This is a genomic window from Bacillus ndiopicus, from assembly GCF_000612805.1.
Taxonomy (GTDB): Bacteria; Bacillota; Bacilli; order Bacillales_A; family Planococcaceae; genus Metasolibacillus; species Metasolibacillus ndiopicus.
The window spans coordinates 24,546-39,615 of sequence record NZ_HG964404.1 but is presented as its reverse complement, the minus strand read 5'-3'; the positions used below and the strand labels follow the sequence as shown (position 1 = coordinate 39,615).

16 protein-coding genes are annotated in these 15,070 nt (G+C 36.0%); 7 read left to right on the top strand and 9 right to left on the bottom strand.

Features of this window, described 5'->3' with window-relative positions; all coding sequences use genetic code 11:
- The first annotated feature begins 132 nt into the window (after window positions 1-132).
- Together TY13_RS04885 and TY13_RS04880 are read left to right on the top strand one after the other, a co-directional pair.
- The gene (locus tag TY13_RS04885) at window positions 133-1,026 is read left to right on the top strand and encodes a DMT family transporter (RefSeq protein WP_042472587.1); all 894 of its coding nucleotides are present in this window, start codon (window positions 133-135) and stop codon (window positions 1,024-1,026) included.
- A gap of 11 nt (window positions 1,027-1,037) precedes the next feature.
- A complete protein-coding gene (locus TY13_RS04880; protein WP_042472584.1) occupies window positions 1,038-1,916 on the top strand; it encodes an NAD(P)-dependent oxidoreductase in 879 nt (292 codons plus the stop codon).
- Window positions 1,917-1,976: 60 nt separating this feature from the next.
- Here TY13_RS04880 and TY13_RS04875 read toward each other — a convergent pair whose 3' ends face one another.
- From TY13_RS04875 to TY13_RS04855, 5 genes are all read right to left on the bottom strand, one after another.
- Window positions 1,977-2,450 carry a GNAT family N-acetyltransferase gene (locus tag TY13_RS04875; RefSeq protein WP_042472581.1) on the bottom strand — a complete coding sequence of 158 codons (474 nt, stop codon included), beginning with the start codon at window positions 2,448-2,450 and terminating at the stop codon, window positions 1,977-1,979.
- 55 nt (window positions 2,451-2,505) lie between these two features.
- Window positions 2,506-3,471, bottom strand: coding sequence for an arsenic resistance protein (locus TY13_RS04870; protein ID WP_042472578.1), 966 nt, complete (start codon window positions 3,469-3,471; stop codon window positions 2,506-2,508).
- Between the two features lie 214 nt (window positions 3,472-3,685).
- Entirely contained in the window at window positions 3,686-4,825 is a 1,140-nt protein-coding gene (locus tag TY13_RS04865; protein ID WP_042472575.1) for an MFS transporter, read from the bottom strand.
- A 63-nt stretch (window positions 4,826-4,888) separates the two neighbouring features.
- Window positions 4,889-5,485: a TetR/AcrR family transcriptional regulator gene (locus tag TY13_RS04860; protein WP_042472571.1), complete on the bottom strand. Its 597-nt coding sequence runs from the start codon at window positions 5,483-5,485 to the stop codon at window positions 4,889-4,891.
- A gap of 55 nt (window positions 5,486-5,540) precedes the next feature.
- Window positions 5,541-6,704: an MFS transporter gene (locus TY13_RS04855; RefSeq protein WP_042472568.1), complete on the bottom strand. Its 1,164-nt coding sequence runs from the start codon at window positions 6,702-6,704 to the stop codon at window positions 5,541-5,543.
- Window positions 6,705-6,804: 100 nt separating this feature from the next.
- On the opposite strand from TY13_RS04855, the gene TY13_RS04850 reads away from it, so the two are divergent.
- Window positions 6,805-7,674: a LysR family transcriptional regulator gene (locus TY13_RS04850; protein ID WP_042472565.1), complete on the top strand. Its 870-nt coding sequence runs from the start codon at window positions 6,805-6,807 to the stop codon at window positions 7,672-7,674.
- Between the two features lie 207 nt (window positions 7,675-7,881).
- On the top strand, window positions 7,882-8,373 hold the full coding sequence (locus TY13_RS04845; protein WP_042472562.1) for a PaaI family thioesterase: 492 nt from the start codon (window positions 7,882-7,884) through the stop codon (window positions 8,371-8,373).
- A gap of 127 nt (window positions 8,374-8,500) precedes the next feature.
- On the opposite strand, the gene TY13_RS04840 is transcribed toward TY13_RS04845, so the two are convergent.
- The 3 genes from TY13_RS04840 to TY13_RS04830 all read right to left on the bottom strand — a co-directional run bounded on the left by TY13_RS04840 (window position 8,501) and on the right by TY13_RS04830 (window position 10,279).
- On the bottom strand, window positions 8,501-9,019 hold the full coding sequence (locus TY13_RS04840) for a GNAT family N-acetyltransferase (protein ID WP_042472559.1): 519 nt from the start codon (window positions 9,017-9,019) through the stop codon (window positions 8,501-8,503).
- 18 nt (window positions 9,020-9,037) lie between these two features.
- Window positions 9,038-9,490 carry a MarR family winged helix-turn-helix transcriptional regulator gene (locus TY13_RS04835; RefSeq protein ID WP_042472556.1) on the bottom strand — a complete coding sequence of 151 codons (453 nt, stop codon included), beginning with the start codon at window positions 9,488-9,490 and terminating at the stop codon, window positions 9,038-9,040.
- Between the two features lie 267 nt (window positions 9,491-9,757).
- Window positions 9,758-10,279 carry a dihydrofolate reductase family protein gene (locus TY13_RS04830; RefSeq protein ID WP_042472553.1) on the bottom strand — a complete coding sequence of 174 codons (522 nt, stop codon included), beginning with the start codon at window positions 10,277-10,279 and terminating at the stop codon, window positions 9,758-9,760.
- Window positions 10,280-10,390: 111 nt separating this feature from the next.
- Here TY13_RS04830 and TY13_RS04825 point away from each other — a divergent pair, with 111 nt between their 5' ends.
- The 3 genes from TY13_RS04825 to TY13_RS04815 all read left to right on the top strand — a co-directional run bounded on the left by TY13_RS04825 (window position 10,391) and on the right by TY13_RS04815 (window position 13,854).
- The gene (locus TY13_RS04825) at window positions 10,391-11,332 is read left to right on the top strand and encodes a helix-turn-helix transcriptional regulator (protein WP_042472551.1); all 942 of its coding nucleotides are present in this window, start codon (window positions 10,391-10,393) and stop codon (window positions 11,330-11,332) included.
- A gap of 463 nt (window positions 11,333-11,795) precedes the next feature.
- Window positions 11,796-13,172 carry a TrkH family potassium uptake protein gene (locus TY13_RS04820; RefSeq protein WP_407637710.1) on the top strand — a complete coding sequence of 459 codons (1,377 nt, stop codon included), beginning with the start codon at window positions 11,796-11,798 and terminating at the stop codon, window positions 13,170-13,172.
- Window positions 13,173-13,197: 25 nt separating this feature from the next.
- Entirely contained in the window at window positions 13,198-13,854 is a 657-nt protein-coding gene (locus TY13_RS04815) for a potassium channel family protein (RefSeq protein WP_042472545.1), read from the top strand.
- Window positions 13,855-14,078: 224 nt separating this feature from the next.
- On the opposite strand, the gene TY13_RS04810 is transcribed toward TY13_RS04815, so the two are convergent.
- Window positions 14,079-15,065 carry a zinc-dependent alcohol dehydrogenase family protein gene (locus TY13_RS04810; protein WP_042472542.1) on the bottom strand — a complete coding sequence of 329 codons (987 nt, stop codon included), beginning with the start codon at window positions 15,063-15,065 and terminating at the stop codon, window positions 14,079-14,081.
- Window positions 15,066-15,070 lie beyond the last annotated feature (5 nt).

The window sequence follows — 15,070 nt, the reverse complement described above, 5'->3', positions numbered from 1 at the left end:
CTAACTATAGATTACCATGAATCCATTCTAGCCACGCTTCACTTTATTTGATGTGTATCGATACACAAATAAAAAATAATTCATTATTTATGATATTCTTTCTTTATTCTAAAAAAGAAGGAGGGGGAACGCATGAAAAAACATAGCGCTTTATTAGCAGCCGTAGCTTTTTCCATCATTATTGGACTGTCTTTTATGTTTGTTAAAATTTCTTTAACATATGAAGGGCAATTACTTATATTGGCACAACGATTTACATTCGCCTTTCTCGGATTGCTTCTATTTCTAGCAATAAGACCAGTTAGCTTAAGGTTAAATAGAAAAGAAGTGATGTTAGTTTTGATTATCTCGCTATTTTATCCACTTCTTTTTTTCAGTAGTCAGATACTTGGACTTAATCAAATAACCGTGACAGACGCAGGAATTATTCAAGCAATCGCTCCTGCTATAACGGTTCTACTAGCAAGCATATTCCTGAAAGAAAAAATTCAAAAAATACAAGGGATAGGAATCACTTTAAGTATTATTGGTGTTGTTTTCTTACAGCTAATGAATAGCTCGGGAGGCTATGAATTTCATCTAATTGGCAACTTGTTGATTATCGTATCTATTCTCGCAACTGCCATCTGGCAAATACTCTCAAGAAGTGCAACAAAAACGGTGGCGCCAATCCAAATCACGCTATATACCATGTTTATTGGCTTCTTGTTCTTTAACGCTGTGTATTTTATCAACGGTGGGTCTGCAAGCGAATATGTGGATTCTCTGACAGAGGTTCCCTACCTACTGTCGATTTTATTTTTAGGTGTTCTATCTACATTCGGCACTTCTTTACTGTCTATTTATGCCGTATCCAAATTACCAGTTATTCAAGTAAGCGTGTTTAATAATGTGGCCACTTTGATTACCATTCTTTCTGGCGTGCTAATTTTAAACGAGCCATTCTATTATTTTCATATCATTGGTGCAATCATTATTATTTTAGGCGTTGTTTTAGTCAATGTAAAAAGCGTACCTAGCGCATAGGAGGTATACAAATGGTTAATCGTAAAGAAACAAAAACAATCGCTGTGCTTGGTACAGGAATTATCGGTGCTCCTGTCGCCGCAAATTTACAAAAGCAGGCGTTTGATGTACGAGTCTGGAATCGGACACGTTCAAAATCTGATAAGCTCCAATCCATGGGTGTTACTGTATGTGATTCTCCACAGGAAGCAGTTCAAGACACGGATGTAATTATAAGTCTTTTGAAAGACGGCCCCGTAGTATTAGAAGTAATGCAATCTGTAAAGGAAAGTTTATCAAAAGGGACCATCTGGATTCAGATGAGTACAGTTGGAGTGAATATTGATGAATTAGCATCATTTGCCCATCATCAGGAGTTAATTTTCTATGATGCCCCAGTTCAAGGAACAAAACAGCCAGCAGAACAAGGTCAGCTTGTTATTTTGGCTTCGGGTTCAACGCAACACAGAAAATTGATTGAACCAATCTTTGATGCTATTGGAAAACGCACTGTATGGGTTTCTGAAGAACCAGGAGCCAGCAGTCGCTTGAAATTAGCATTAAATAGTTGGGTTTTCGCTTTGACAAATGGCGTTGCCGAGAGCTTAAGCCTTGCCAAAGAATTAGGAATTGATCCAGCATTAGTTATAGATGTAGTAACAGGTGGACCAATGGATAGCCCATTCTTTCAGCAAAAAGCACAAGCTATTTTGACAAATGATTATACAACCAGTTTTTCAATTGCAAATGCAGTAAAAGATGCAAAATTGGTTGTAACAGCCGCAGAACAGCAAGGATTACAAGTAGATATAACAAATGCTGGACTACAAAGATTCCAACGTGCACTTAATGTAGGACACGCTGACAAAGATATGGCTGCTTCTGGGTTAGTAGGAAAAGAAGACGCGTAAGCTGTTTAAATCGAATCTAAAAAATCACCCAACTGACTAGAAAACAGTTAGGTGATTTTTTTAGACTTTTTTAATCATTGTTATAAATTCCCCAATATCGCTACTAAATTCACCTGCTAACACAAAACCGAGCTTTTCATATAGATGGATGGCTCTTTGATTGAATGTTGCTACAGTTAATCGGATGGGGATGCCATTATAATGTTGTTCAATATATTTAACAATATATGAGCAAAACTCAAAGCCATTTCCTTTACCTACAAGATTGGGATTCATACCCAGCCCCATATCGACAAAATCATCTGCGTAAACACCAAAGCGATTCCCAGCAGGCACTTGGGCACCCTTTCCGATGCAAAAGAATCCAATTAATTCCTTCGATTCATCAACAAGCGCATAGTAAGAACCATCGAGTAGCTCCTCTAACCCTTCATCCGTTACTTCGTTATTGTAAAAATCATAGGGCTTTTCATACGCCCAACTAAGTATGTCGCTAGCCATCTCTCTATTTATCTTTTCAATATGTAATTCCACTTTATTCACTCTCCTCACCCTATTAATTCTCTAATAAGGAGAAATAATCCTTCTTTTACCCTTTCATTAGTAGCCCAGGTATAACCTTGATATAGAATAGCTCTCCTATCAGCTCCACAATGGTTTGCGTGACGATGACCGCTGCGGCAAGCATTGCCCACCCTTCTGGTAAAGCTAGCGCTAAAGGAAGAACGACAAGGGAATTTCTTGTTCCTGTACTAAAAATTAATGCCCTGCCTGCACCCGTATCTAATTTGAACGCATATGCGATAAAACGTGATACAAACGGAGTAATAATTAAAAATAAAATATAGATTGGAATTACACCAACAATTATCTCGAAATCGCGATATACTTTACCAATTTGAGAAGCAACTACCACAATTAACACGATAGCCATAAATGGAACGGGTAACCATGTAGTGAAATCCAGTACCTTCTCACCTATTGCTTTCTTGTTAGCCCATAATTGAGTAAGCAAAGCTACTATTAGTGGCATAACGATTAATAATAAAAAAGCTTCTAAGAATGGCCCTATATGAACAATCGCTACCATTTCCTCACCGATAAATAGCCATAAATACAATGGAAGTAAAATCATTTGTACGACGAACAAAATAGGTGTAGAGGCTAACATTAATTTTTCGTTACCTTTACCAAGTTGAGTAAAGACGATGACATAATCAATACATGGTGTAAGTAAAACTAAACAAACACCTAATAAAATGGCTGGAGATTGCGGGAATATCATCGTCAAAATCCAGACAATGATAGGGACGGCGATAAAATTCCCTATTAGCAATGCCATCATAAATCTGAAATTTTTCATTGCCTCACGCAGTTTTAAAAATGGTATTTGAGCAAACATCGCATACATAAGAATGGCTATAAGTGGCGAAATAATCCAATCTAAGCTTGATCCAAATTCCTTATTTGTAATACCTAAAACTCCTCCAAATAATAGAGAAATAGCGTATAGCCAAATTTGCCGATTTTCTAACTTCTCTCTAGTAATATACATGTTTAAAATCATCCTTCATCTAAACCATTTGAAATAATCTTTGCGCAACCTTCACCTATTATACTTTAATTATTTCATATTTGAAAAAGTAATGATAATGAACTTCGACTAAAAAGCTATCCCAATCAACCATCGTTTCTACATGAAAAAAGGTCGAAATTGTCACTCGAAAATTATATAGAGCGACCTTCTCTCCCCTTATTTAAATCTCTTATCATGCCTTTTCTTTGCGTAAATATGGAATTAATGAAATTAACCCTAGGATAGCTAAACAAACGCCAATCCATAGTGGAGATACAAAGCCGTATCCTTTACTAATTCCTAGTCCACCTAGTGACGAGCCAATAACAACACCAAGCGTAATAAAAGAACTATGAACAGTATTTATCATCGCTCCGTTTTTAACTGTTTTCATAACTCGGGCAATCATGGCTGGATTCAATGCTACTCCAGTTAAACCAATAAAAACAGTAGAAATAACCGCAATATATTTATTTTCTGCACCTAAAGCAAATAAAGACATAGCTATTATTAATATGGTCAATCCACCCGTCAGTATTTTCATTGTAAATTTATCTGCAAACTTACCAATTACTATATTGCCAATTACCGTGGCACTCCCATAGAGGGCAAGTAAATATGGAATACTCGCACTTGAAAAGCCCGTGACATTTGTAAAAATAGGCGTGAAATAACTAAATGCTGCAAATGTAGCGCCAATGATAAACATACTTGTTATGTACGCTGCCCAAAGATGTCTATTCTTAAAATGTATCAGCTCGTCTTTCCAATTAAGTTGCTCTTTAATGGATGATGATGGTAGCAACCATTGAATCATAATCCCTGAAACAAGAACTAAAATAGCAACAGCCCAAAAACTCGTCCGCCAGCCAAAATATTGCGAAATAACAGTTGTTATAGGTAAACCTATTACAGTTGCGATCATTAAACCTGCAAGTACAATCGATGCCGCTTTCCCCCCTGAATTAGGAGGCACCAATGATGCAGAATAGGAAATCGCAACCCCAAAAGCTGAAGATGAAGCGATACCCGTTATAATACGTGAAATCATCATAATATCATAATTCCAAGCAATAGCCCCAAGTGATTGACCAATTAAAAATACAAATATTAAAAGCAATAATGCTTGTTTACTGCGTATTCGTAAGAGAATGGCAGTTAAAATAGGTCCTCCTATCACCATTGCCCCTGCATAAGCTGTAATTAAATAGCCAATAGATGAAACAGAAACCTGAAATGCAAGGGCAAGCTCGTTCATCATACCTGCAACCATAAACTCTGAAGTAGTCATAGAAAAAATCGCTAAAGCTAGTAAATAAATAATTGATGGCATAAAAAATCTCCTAAATTTATTATTGTAACAATCGGTACAAAAACCTTTCTAAAAAAGAGCGCATTAAGCGCCGAAAATAGATTCTAACGTTCCGTTCATAATTTGTTCAGCCAGCATCCGATTTTGCATCGAAGTATTCAGCACACGGAAACCATAATAACTGCTTAAAAATAAACTAGCTAATTCCTCGGCTGGTTGCTTTTTAGCAATTTCACCAGTTTCCAATCCTTCCTCCATTACTTTTTTTATAGCTTGGTTAAGGAATTCAACATGTCTAGAAAAAACTTCTTGAACCATTGAATCGTTATTTGCTCGCTCCACGCCAGCATTGATTAATAAACACCCTTTTTGGTCAATATTCTCAAAGTCCTCTTTCAATGCCCATTGAAAAAAATTACTTAACCGTTCTTTCACTGGAGTTGGGGCTTCTAATAATTCCGTTTGTTCCCTAATCCCAATTTCATGGTAGCGCTCTAATACTTGTTGATACAGTTCATGCTTACTGCCGAAAGTATTGTATAAACTTCCTTTCCCAAGCCCTGTATCACTGCACAAATCTTGTGTAGAGCAAGCTTCATACCCTTTTATCCAAAACGTTTTCATTGCAACATCAACAATGGAGGAATAATTAAACTCCCTTGGTCTACCACGTTTACTCAATCTTCCCCCCTCCTTTCATTAATAGAATATATTTTTTGTACCAAACAGTCAACAATTAATTTCGAATACTATTCAAGTAGAATGAGTATCTGATAAAGATAAGCGCGATTGCTACAAATATTCCAGCAATCCAGCTTAAGTGAACAATGTTCATATATTGGATAATAATTCCTCCCAAAGCTGACCCCAACATCATTCCAACATTCATTAATGCGGTATTAAAGCTCAACACCGTTTCAGATGACTGCGGCTTTAATGATATTAAATAAAATTGCTTTGCTGGTGTCGTTGTCCATGTTGCTATTCCCCAAATAGCCAATGTGATAAATACACCTAAGGTTGAGTACTGCGTGAATGTTAGTAAAAGTAAAGCAGCGATGTGAACAGACAGGCTAATAGATATCGTTCGATTTGGTCCCCATTTATCTACTGCATAACCCCCAAAGCGTGAACCAATAAAAGCAAATGAACCTAAAACAAACAATGCGATACTCGTCATCTTTATAGAAAAATCAGCAGTAGTACTTAATAATGGAGCAATGTAGGCAAATACCATAGTATATCCTAAAATCCAAAAAATCGTTGTCATTAAACCAGCAAGAACTCGTTTATCTTTTATCATTTGTAGCTGTTGTTTAAATGGCAGTGACTCATTGCTATCAATAGCTGGTAATAATTTATAAAGCCCTACTAACAACAGCGCTGTACCGAGTGCAATAATAAGGAAAATGTAATACCAGTCAAAATAGCTAGCTAAAAATGTCCCGATAGGCACACCAAGTACTAATGAAACAGTAAAACCTGTAATAACAGTTGCCATAGCACCACCCCTTTTTTCTGGAGCTGCAATTTGAGCAGCATAGTTAGTGGCAACAACAATATACAGTCCCCCACTCATAGCCATAATAACTCTCGATAACATAAGAACAGCAAAATTATAGCTGAAAAATGCAACTAAATTGCCTAAAATAAATGTGAAGATAGCATATAAAATTACTTTCTTGCGATTGAATTTAGATGTTAACAAAACTAGTACCAGTGCGCCAATCGCGTAAGATAGAGAATAAATCGTGATTAACTGACCAGCTATTGAAATAGAGACATCCAATTCAAAAGAGATTAGTTCTAAAATTCCCGAAACAACAAACTCCGCTGTTCCTGTTACAAAAGCCCCGAGAGCTAAAAGTATTATCGTAAGTTGATTTATATTGTTTTTCATTTTGTTTCCCCTCTCCTTAACCGAACATTGTATTTATTGTAAGACCCGTGTTAACATAAGTAAAATTGATATTTTTAATTAAGGAGATGAGTAATTACTCATGAGCTTTGTGCGTTTTGAAATTATCACGAAAGTAGTTGAACTTGGAAGCTTTACAAAAACAGCTGAAAAATTAAATATGACGCAATCGGCAGTAAGTCATGCTGTGGCAAGTTTAGAATCTGAATTAGATGTGCCACTATTAATACGCGACCGCAAAAAAGGGATAGCCCTTACAGAAGTGGGGCAAAAAGTCCTGCCGCATATTAGAGAAATATTAAAAAGAATGGAAAGCATCAATCAAGAAATTGCATTGGCAACCAATTTAGAAAGTGGTGTCATCCGAATTGGTACGTTTGCCAGTGCCTCATCCTGCTTATTACCTAAGTTACTTGCTAGATTTCAAAAGAAGCATCCTAAAATAGAATTTAAGTTTTACGAAGGAACTTACGAAGAAATTACAGAATGGCTTAGCTCAGGAATTATCGATATTGAGTTTGTCGTAGTAGGAAAATCAAATCCAGACTTCGATTTGGTTCCTTTAATAAAAGACAATATGGTGGTAGCTTACCATCCAGAGCATCGATTTTGTGTCAAAGAAACGGTAGATATGGATGATTTACTAGAGGAATCTTTTATTATGCCAACGGGAATGTATCAATCTCATGTAGAAGCGTTATTCGAAGAAGCACAAATGAAGCCGTCTATCCGTTTTGAGGTGCATGATTGTACTACAATTGCCAATATGGTACAGGAAGGACTTGGTGTCACTATTGGACCAGAACTATTTTTAAAGACGCAGCAAAACATCAAAATTAGCCAGCTAAATATCCGAAACAACCGCGAAGTTGCACTCGCATGCCCATCCATTGAAAATGCTTCTCCCGCAGTAAAGGAATTTCTGCATGTAGCACAACATGTTTTTGAATGAAAAGTAAAAATCTAAAGCCTTTTAAATCAGTGATACTTTATATTTTCTCGGGCGTTATTTTCCTTGTTGCAGTTTCACATTAATTTGTATTTCAACAACCTGAATATAGTTGTGATAATTGATTAAAAGAATATTTTGACTTTTACTGATAAACAGAGAATAATTAATTAGAGAACGTAACATGATTGTTTAGGAGGAAAAGGAAGAATGGAAGAGTTTGTAGTAGAAAAAGCAATTCAAGATATTTATCCGGATGACTTCGCTTGGTGTTATGGCTGTGGGCGACTAAATGAAGACGGGCACCACCTGCGAACTGGCTGGCAAGGGGAAAAGACGGTGACAATCTTTACACCTGAATCAAAATACATGGGTATTCCTGGCTTTATATATGGTGGGTTAATCGCATCCTTAATAGATTGCCATGGTACAGGCTCCGCTGCACTTGCCCTGCATCGTAAAAATGGGCATGAAATTGGTGATGGTACAGCAGCACCACGTTTTGTAACGGCTAGCCTCAATGTAGATTTTCTGAAACCAACACCGCAGCAAGTTCCATTAAAAGCTGTTGGGACAGTTGAGGAAATTCATCCGAAAAGGTGGAAGGTTGATACAGAAGTTTACGCAGAGGATACTCTTTGTGCAAAAGGTACAATAGTACTTGTCCTAATGCCAAGTACTTTTCAAAAAAAGAATGATTAGAAGTGAAAAGAGTAATCACCTATTTTAGCTATTAGGTGATTATTTTTTAGTGGAACAATCATGATTACAGCTATTTTTGTGATTACTCACATCACTATTCTTAATAAGAAAATCCCTTTTCTTTGCTCTATTCAAGCACTTTAGTCATAATCCAATCTGTCTGCTTATCGTCGCCCATATAAAAGGAATGTGCGCCGGTCTGAACGAAGCCTATTTTTTTGTAAAAGCTAATTGCAGGCTCATTTTTTTCCCAAACACCTAGCCAAATACTTTTTTTATTTTGTGTTGTAGCCAGCTCTATTACTTTATCCATCAATGATTTGCCGAGACCTTGCCCCTGATAGCGATTCTGAATATAGATTCGTTCAACTTCAAGAAATGCATCGCCCATTTGTTCCGACTGTGCTTCATTGATATTAACCTTTAAATATCCTGCAACTTCTCCATCAACATAAATGAAGTAAAACGTTGATAATTGGTTAGCCAACTCCTTTTTTAGCTGCTCCTCGTTAAACGCTTTTGCTAAATATGCCTCCATATTTTCAGCGCTATTTTGATCTTTAAATGTTTCATAAAACGTTTCAATACTCACGCTCTGTAGCTTTTTTAAATCATCTTGTTTGCACTTTTCAATTTTGATTGTCATAATGCTTCCCCTTTATCGTTAGTAGTTTCTCTTATAGCCCTTCTTGACAAGTTCCCAGTCAACCTCTATGTTTTTTCGTACCCTTTTAAGGAGCTGGAAAATAAGTGCTGCTTCCTCCTCAGAAAAATCTGTTAATGCTACACTGTTTGAATAATCATTTTCTCTTTTAATGATAGGAAAAACCGATTTTCCTTTGTCGGTTGGAAAAAGCCTTTTTATTTTTTTGTTTTGCTCATCGTTTCTTTTTTCTATAAAGCCATTCATTTCTAATTTTTGAATAGCACGGGCTGCTGTTGTTCGGTCTACCTTAATCATCTCAGCTAGCTTCTCCTGAATGATGCCCGAGTTTTCACATATTCTCACAAGGTATAAATACTGGCCTTTAGTTAAGTTATATTCTTTGAATTCGATATTGCTGATGGAATCTAATGCTCTAGCAATCATGCCAATTTCACGAAGAATTTCTGCCATCGTCAACCTCCCTTATGATTTTTTGTTGTAAATGCAACAAAATACTATATAGTCACTATAATTTAATTTTGTTGCATTTGCAACATAAATTTATCATGTCAGAATAATAGCCGTGCTCTTCTTCAAAGCATCAAATAATATGAACTTTGAGCTTTTTATTTGAGCACTGATGTAGACCTAAATCACATATTAATCCAGAAAAACCAAAAGACTTTATGAGGATATCTTCATAAAGTCTTTTATCTATTTATTTCAGCTCTACATTTTTTAGGTTCTTTTATAATGCATTTGCACAAACTGCCCATAACGCTTAGTTTCTAGTAAAACTAAATTTATTTCAGGGTTTTTTTCTTTAAACATAGGAATGCCAGAGCCTAGTATATGTGGTGTAACAGTAATAATATACTCATCAATTAAATTTTCTTTAATAAACGAATCAAGTATATTTGAACCACCAACCATCCATATTTTAGAGCCTTCTTGTTCTTTAAGCTTTTTTGTAAACTCTATTATGTCTTCATTGACAAAATCTACATATTCATTAGAACCTTCTTCAGAAGTGGAGAAGACATAGCATTTTTTATCTGAATATGGAAAGACATCTATATGTTCCAATACGTAATCATAAGTTCTTTTCCCCATAATGACCGTATCAATGGATTGATACATTTCTGCATAACCTGCGTCACCTTCCCCTTGTGTCTCCTCTAGCCATTGTAAATCATCATTTTCTTTTGCAATAAACCCATCTAAGCTCGCAGCAATATATAAAATAATTTCACGCGCCATACGTCCATCTCCTTTTATAAATTTCCTTATTGATAATATTATAAGGTATAAACTATACTAACTATAAAACATGACAAGTAATGTCATGATTAAATAAAAAAGGTGAGAAAAATGTCAAAAGCAAAACGTCTCTTAGATATCCTTATATTTGCTTCTGCTAAAAGAAAATTTACAGCACAGGAAATAGCAGATGAATTTCGTATATCTGTGCGTACCGTACACAGATATATTTTAGATTTATGTGATATGGGATTGCCTATTTATGCTGAGCAGGGGCGAAACGGGGGCTATACGGTATTAACAAGCAGACTTCTCCCGCCTATTTTATTTACGGAGGAAGAAGCTGTTTCCATCTTCTTTGCCTTTCAATCTTTAAAGTACTATCGCAATTTGCCCTTTGATACTGAAGCTGCCTCAGTTGCACATAAATTATATAGCTCACTTCCAAGTGAAGCTAAAGTAAAAGTAGATAAAATTCGCTCCTATATTGCTTTTTGGAACCCTAAAAGAACACTTGATGCGCCATTATTAAAAGATATTTTAGAGCATTCCATCAAGAATAGAACTTTACACATTCAATATGAATCGAAATCGGGTTTGAAAACAAAGCATATTCGCCCTATCGGTGTCTATGCTCATGATGGATTATGGTATTTGCCTGCTTACGATTATGATAAGAACAAAATACTATTGCATCGGGTAGATCGCATTCATGCAATTCTATCAACTGAAAATAGCGAAGAGGAATTCATGAATTTAGAGGAATGGTTTGATTATCGTGAAATAAAAAAGCCTATTCGCTTACATGTACACTTAACAATGGAAGGCGTGCGCCAATGTAAAAGCGTTCCGTATTTTGACGGTTTCGTCATCACACAAAAAGATGAAACAGGATATATCGATACTATTATTGATGAGGGCGAACTTGGATTTATAACACCACTATTTTTTAGACTCGGTGGTCATGCACGAATTATAGAACCGAGGGAATTAATAGATGGCTTGCGCAAGCAGGCTGAAGAAATTTTGACCATGTATCAAGAGGGAATATAAAGTATTTGTGGATTTTGCCTTGAAGAAATTACTATTTTTATTAATGAAAATGAGTGAAATAGAATAACTCCTGTATTTCAGAAATTTAATATCTAATCTCAGTTGTCTGAGAACGGAGGAACCATTTTTTTTGGATTAATTCTATATACGTAGAGGGGATGTTATCCTAAAGACCACTAAGGCAAGCATTGCTATTGTTGTTGAGTAATGCTTGCCTTAGTGTTTTTTATTTAGATTATCACTGTAAAAAGGATAAGCAGAGAATTCAGGGGGAATAATCAAATAAAGTGAAACTACCAATCGGATTTTTACAGGCTGTCGATCCCTTACTTAAATATCTTGATTTTATGTGATGCTTTAGAGTTGAGGTCTGGTGCTCCTGCGGTTACTCGTCGCAAAAAATATCTGCTCCTGCGGTTACTCGTCGCAAAAGTACAGCCTGTTAATACAGGATAAATACAGCATTGGAAAATCAGCTTTATTGAACACAAAGGAGAACATGATGAAAAATCGTAATAAAAGTCCTAATCCATCAAAAATTCTTGTTATAGGCTTCGCCGTATTAATTTTAATTGGCACTATTTTATTAACATTACCTATCGCAACAGAGACGGGGGAAAGTCTTCCATTTTTAGATGCATTATTTACAGCTACTTCTGCTACGTGTGTTACCGGGCTTGTCGTTGTGGATACTGGAGATACATTTTCCACATTTGGGGAGATTGTGATTTTATCACTAATTCAACTTGGTGGTTTAGGTTTTATGACCTTTGCAACATTTATATTTATCATTTTAGGTAAGAAAATTTCTTTAAAAGATAGACTGTTACTGAAAGAGGCTTTTAATACCACTTCCACGGAAGATTTGGCAACACTAGTGAAGAGAATTTTGATTTTTACTGCATTAACTGAATCAATTGGTGCTACCCTTTTAGCGGTTCGTTTCTCATTTGATATGCCTGTGAAACAAGCAATTTATTATGGCATTTTCCATGCTATTTCAGTTTTTAATAATGCAGGCTTCGATTTAATGGGCGAATTCAAAAGTCTTACGAATTACGTGGATGATCCAATAGTAGTACTGACTATATGTGTGCTTATACTATTAGGTGGACTAGGCTTTATTGTCGTAAATGAACTATATGAATATCGTCAGACTAAAAGGCTATCTGTCCACACAAAAATTATATTGAGTACAACGCTTATTCTTGTAGTCGGTGCATCCTTTTTAATTTTCTTATTTGAGTACGGAAATGACAAAACATTAGGACCTTTATCTGCTGTAGGAAAAGCCCTTGGTGCATTGTTTCATAGTGTATCACCAAGAACAGCAGGCGCTAATACATTATCGATTTCTGATTTAACACACGCAACATTGTTCTTAACCATCTTCCTTATGTTTATTGGTGGTGGCTCAGGTTCAACTGCTGGCGGTATTAAGCTTTCTACTTTTGCAGTTTTAATGGTAACGGCCCTTTCGCAACTACAAGGGAAAGAAGAAGTGGTGATATTTAGACATCGCATTGTCATAGCAACGATATTAAAAGCGTTAACAGTTGTTATAAGTGGCTTAATGATTGTTGTAATAGTGACATTTTTACTAAGCATAACAGAACATGGTCATGCATTTATAATGTATCTGTTTGAAGCAACTTCAGCATTTGGGACAGTTGGCCTCTCAATGGGACTAACACCTGAGCTTTCCCCTATAGGCCGTATTTTTATTATTTTGACAATGTTTATAGGCAGATTAGGTCCTTTAACTCTCGGATTTGCTATCTCTAAAAACCAAAGAAAGGATGCATTCAAACGTCCAAAGGGCAATATAATGATTGGTTAATTTTTAAATTAGGAGTGAATATAGTATGGCTACAACACAATATGCTGTAATTGGTTTAGGGAGATTCGGCACAAGTATAGCAAGAAGATTGCATGAAGCAGGACAAGAAGTGTTAGGCATCGACATTAACGAAGAGAGTGTTGAAGATGCAGAGCCTTATGTAACACATGGAGCGATTGCAGATTCTACTGAAGAAAAAGCACTAACTTCTTTAGGTATTAAAAATTTTGACTGTGTGATTGTTTCCATTGGTAATGATTTGCAGGCGAGTATTTTAACAGTTATGCTGCTTAAAAATCTAGGTATAAAAAAAATCATAGCAAAAGCGGTGAGTAAAAGACATGGTCAAGTATTAGAAGCAATTGGGACACATTGGATTATTTATCCTGAGAGAGATATGGGCGAACGGGTTGCCAATCAATTGCTTTCCCCCAATGTACTTGATTACATTAAATTATCAAAGGATTACAATATCGAAGAAATCTTGATTCCTTCAAAAATGATAGGGAAAAATCTAAAAGACCTTGATATTCGAGCTAAATACAATGTAAGTATTATTGCAATAATTAGAGATGGTGAAATTGTTGTTCCCCCTTCCCCAAATGAATTATTAAAAAATGAAGATTTGCTAATTACGATAGGAAAGAGCAATGATTTAGCCAAATTCTCAAGCTTAGAATGAGTTAAATTATTCAACTAAAATGAGGTTGTCTGAAAAGTAGCCTCCCCCCACTTTTCAGACAACTTTGTGCTTTTTGTTGAAATACTCACCCTTTAAAAAAGTAATGATTTCTTTTGCGTATGTTGAAAACACTGGATTTAACGTCTTTGCATTCACTTTTAAAAAGAGATTTCACGATATTTAAAGACATTTTCGACTTTCTGAACAGTCTTGTTTTATTTATCTTAAACTAAAAAAACTTTCCCCATACGATTTTGTGCAGTTTCTACATGATGTACAGCCTCTTTTACTTGTGTCAAATCATACGTGGCGATTGCTGGCATCATAGATAATTGTTCTCTTTCCACTAATGAAATCAACTGCTGGAAAGTGTTTTGCCAGTGGTTAATGGATATACCTTTATTCCAATGACGTAAATGGAATATTGCAGCTGTTGCTTGCGCTTCCTTCGCAATTTTTCCCCAGTCTACTTGAATGCCTGATAGTAGCCCGATTGTTAAAAATTGTCCATCCGGTCGTAAGCAAAATGCTAATTCTGTACCAGGCACGCCACCAATTGAATCAATCGCCGCATCTGCCCCTCGACCATTAGTTAAAGCCATAACCGTTTCATGTAAGCGGTTTTCAGAAGTGTTAATCACATATGTAGCACCTAATTTTAATAATTGCTTTGTATATGTATTATTACGCGTAATGGCAATTAAACGAAAGCCTAATACTTTCGATAATTGCGCAAAAACATGTCCAATGGCCGAGCCACAAGCATTTACTAATAACACATCTGTCGATTTAAGCTTTAAAGTTTCTGTACAAATCACCCATGCGGTTACTGGATTTATATACATTTGTGCCGCTGTAAAATCATCTATCGTACTTGGGATAGGAATGGCTAAATTTGCAGAAGTTTTGACATATTCTTGCCAAGTTCCCTCTCCTCTTAAAGGTAAAACACGCTTGCCGATAAGGTTTTGAGATACTGAAGCTCCTACCGCCTCTACGATACCCACACCTTCATAGCCAGGAATAAAAGGTAAAGGGATTCGATGTGCATAAGAACCTCTAATTGGTATTAAATCGGAAGGATTAATCGGTCTTGCTAACATGCGTACTAAAACTTCATTGCTTTCAGGTGGCTCAATCATTGTATTGTGGATCTTCAATACTTCTTTAGGCTCCCCAAATTCACTGAATGCTAAATATTTTGCTTGCATAGTAA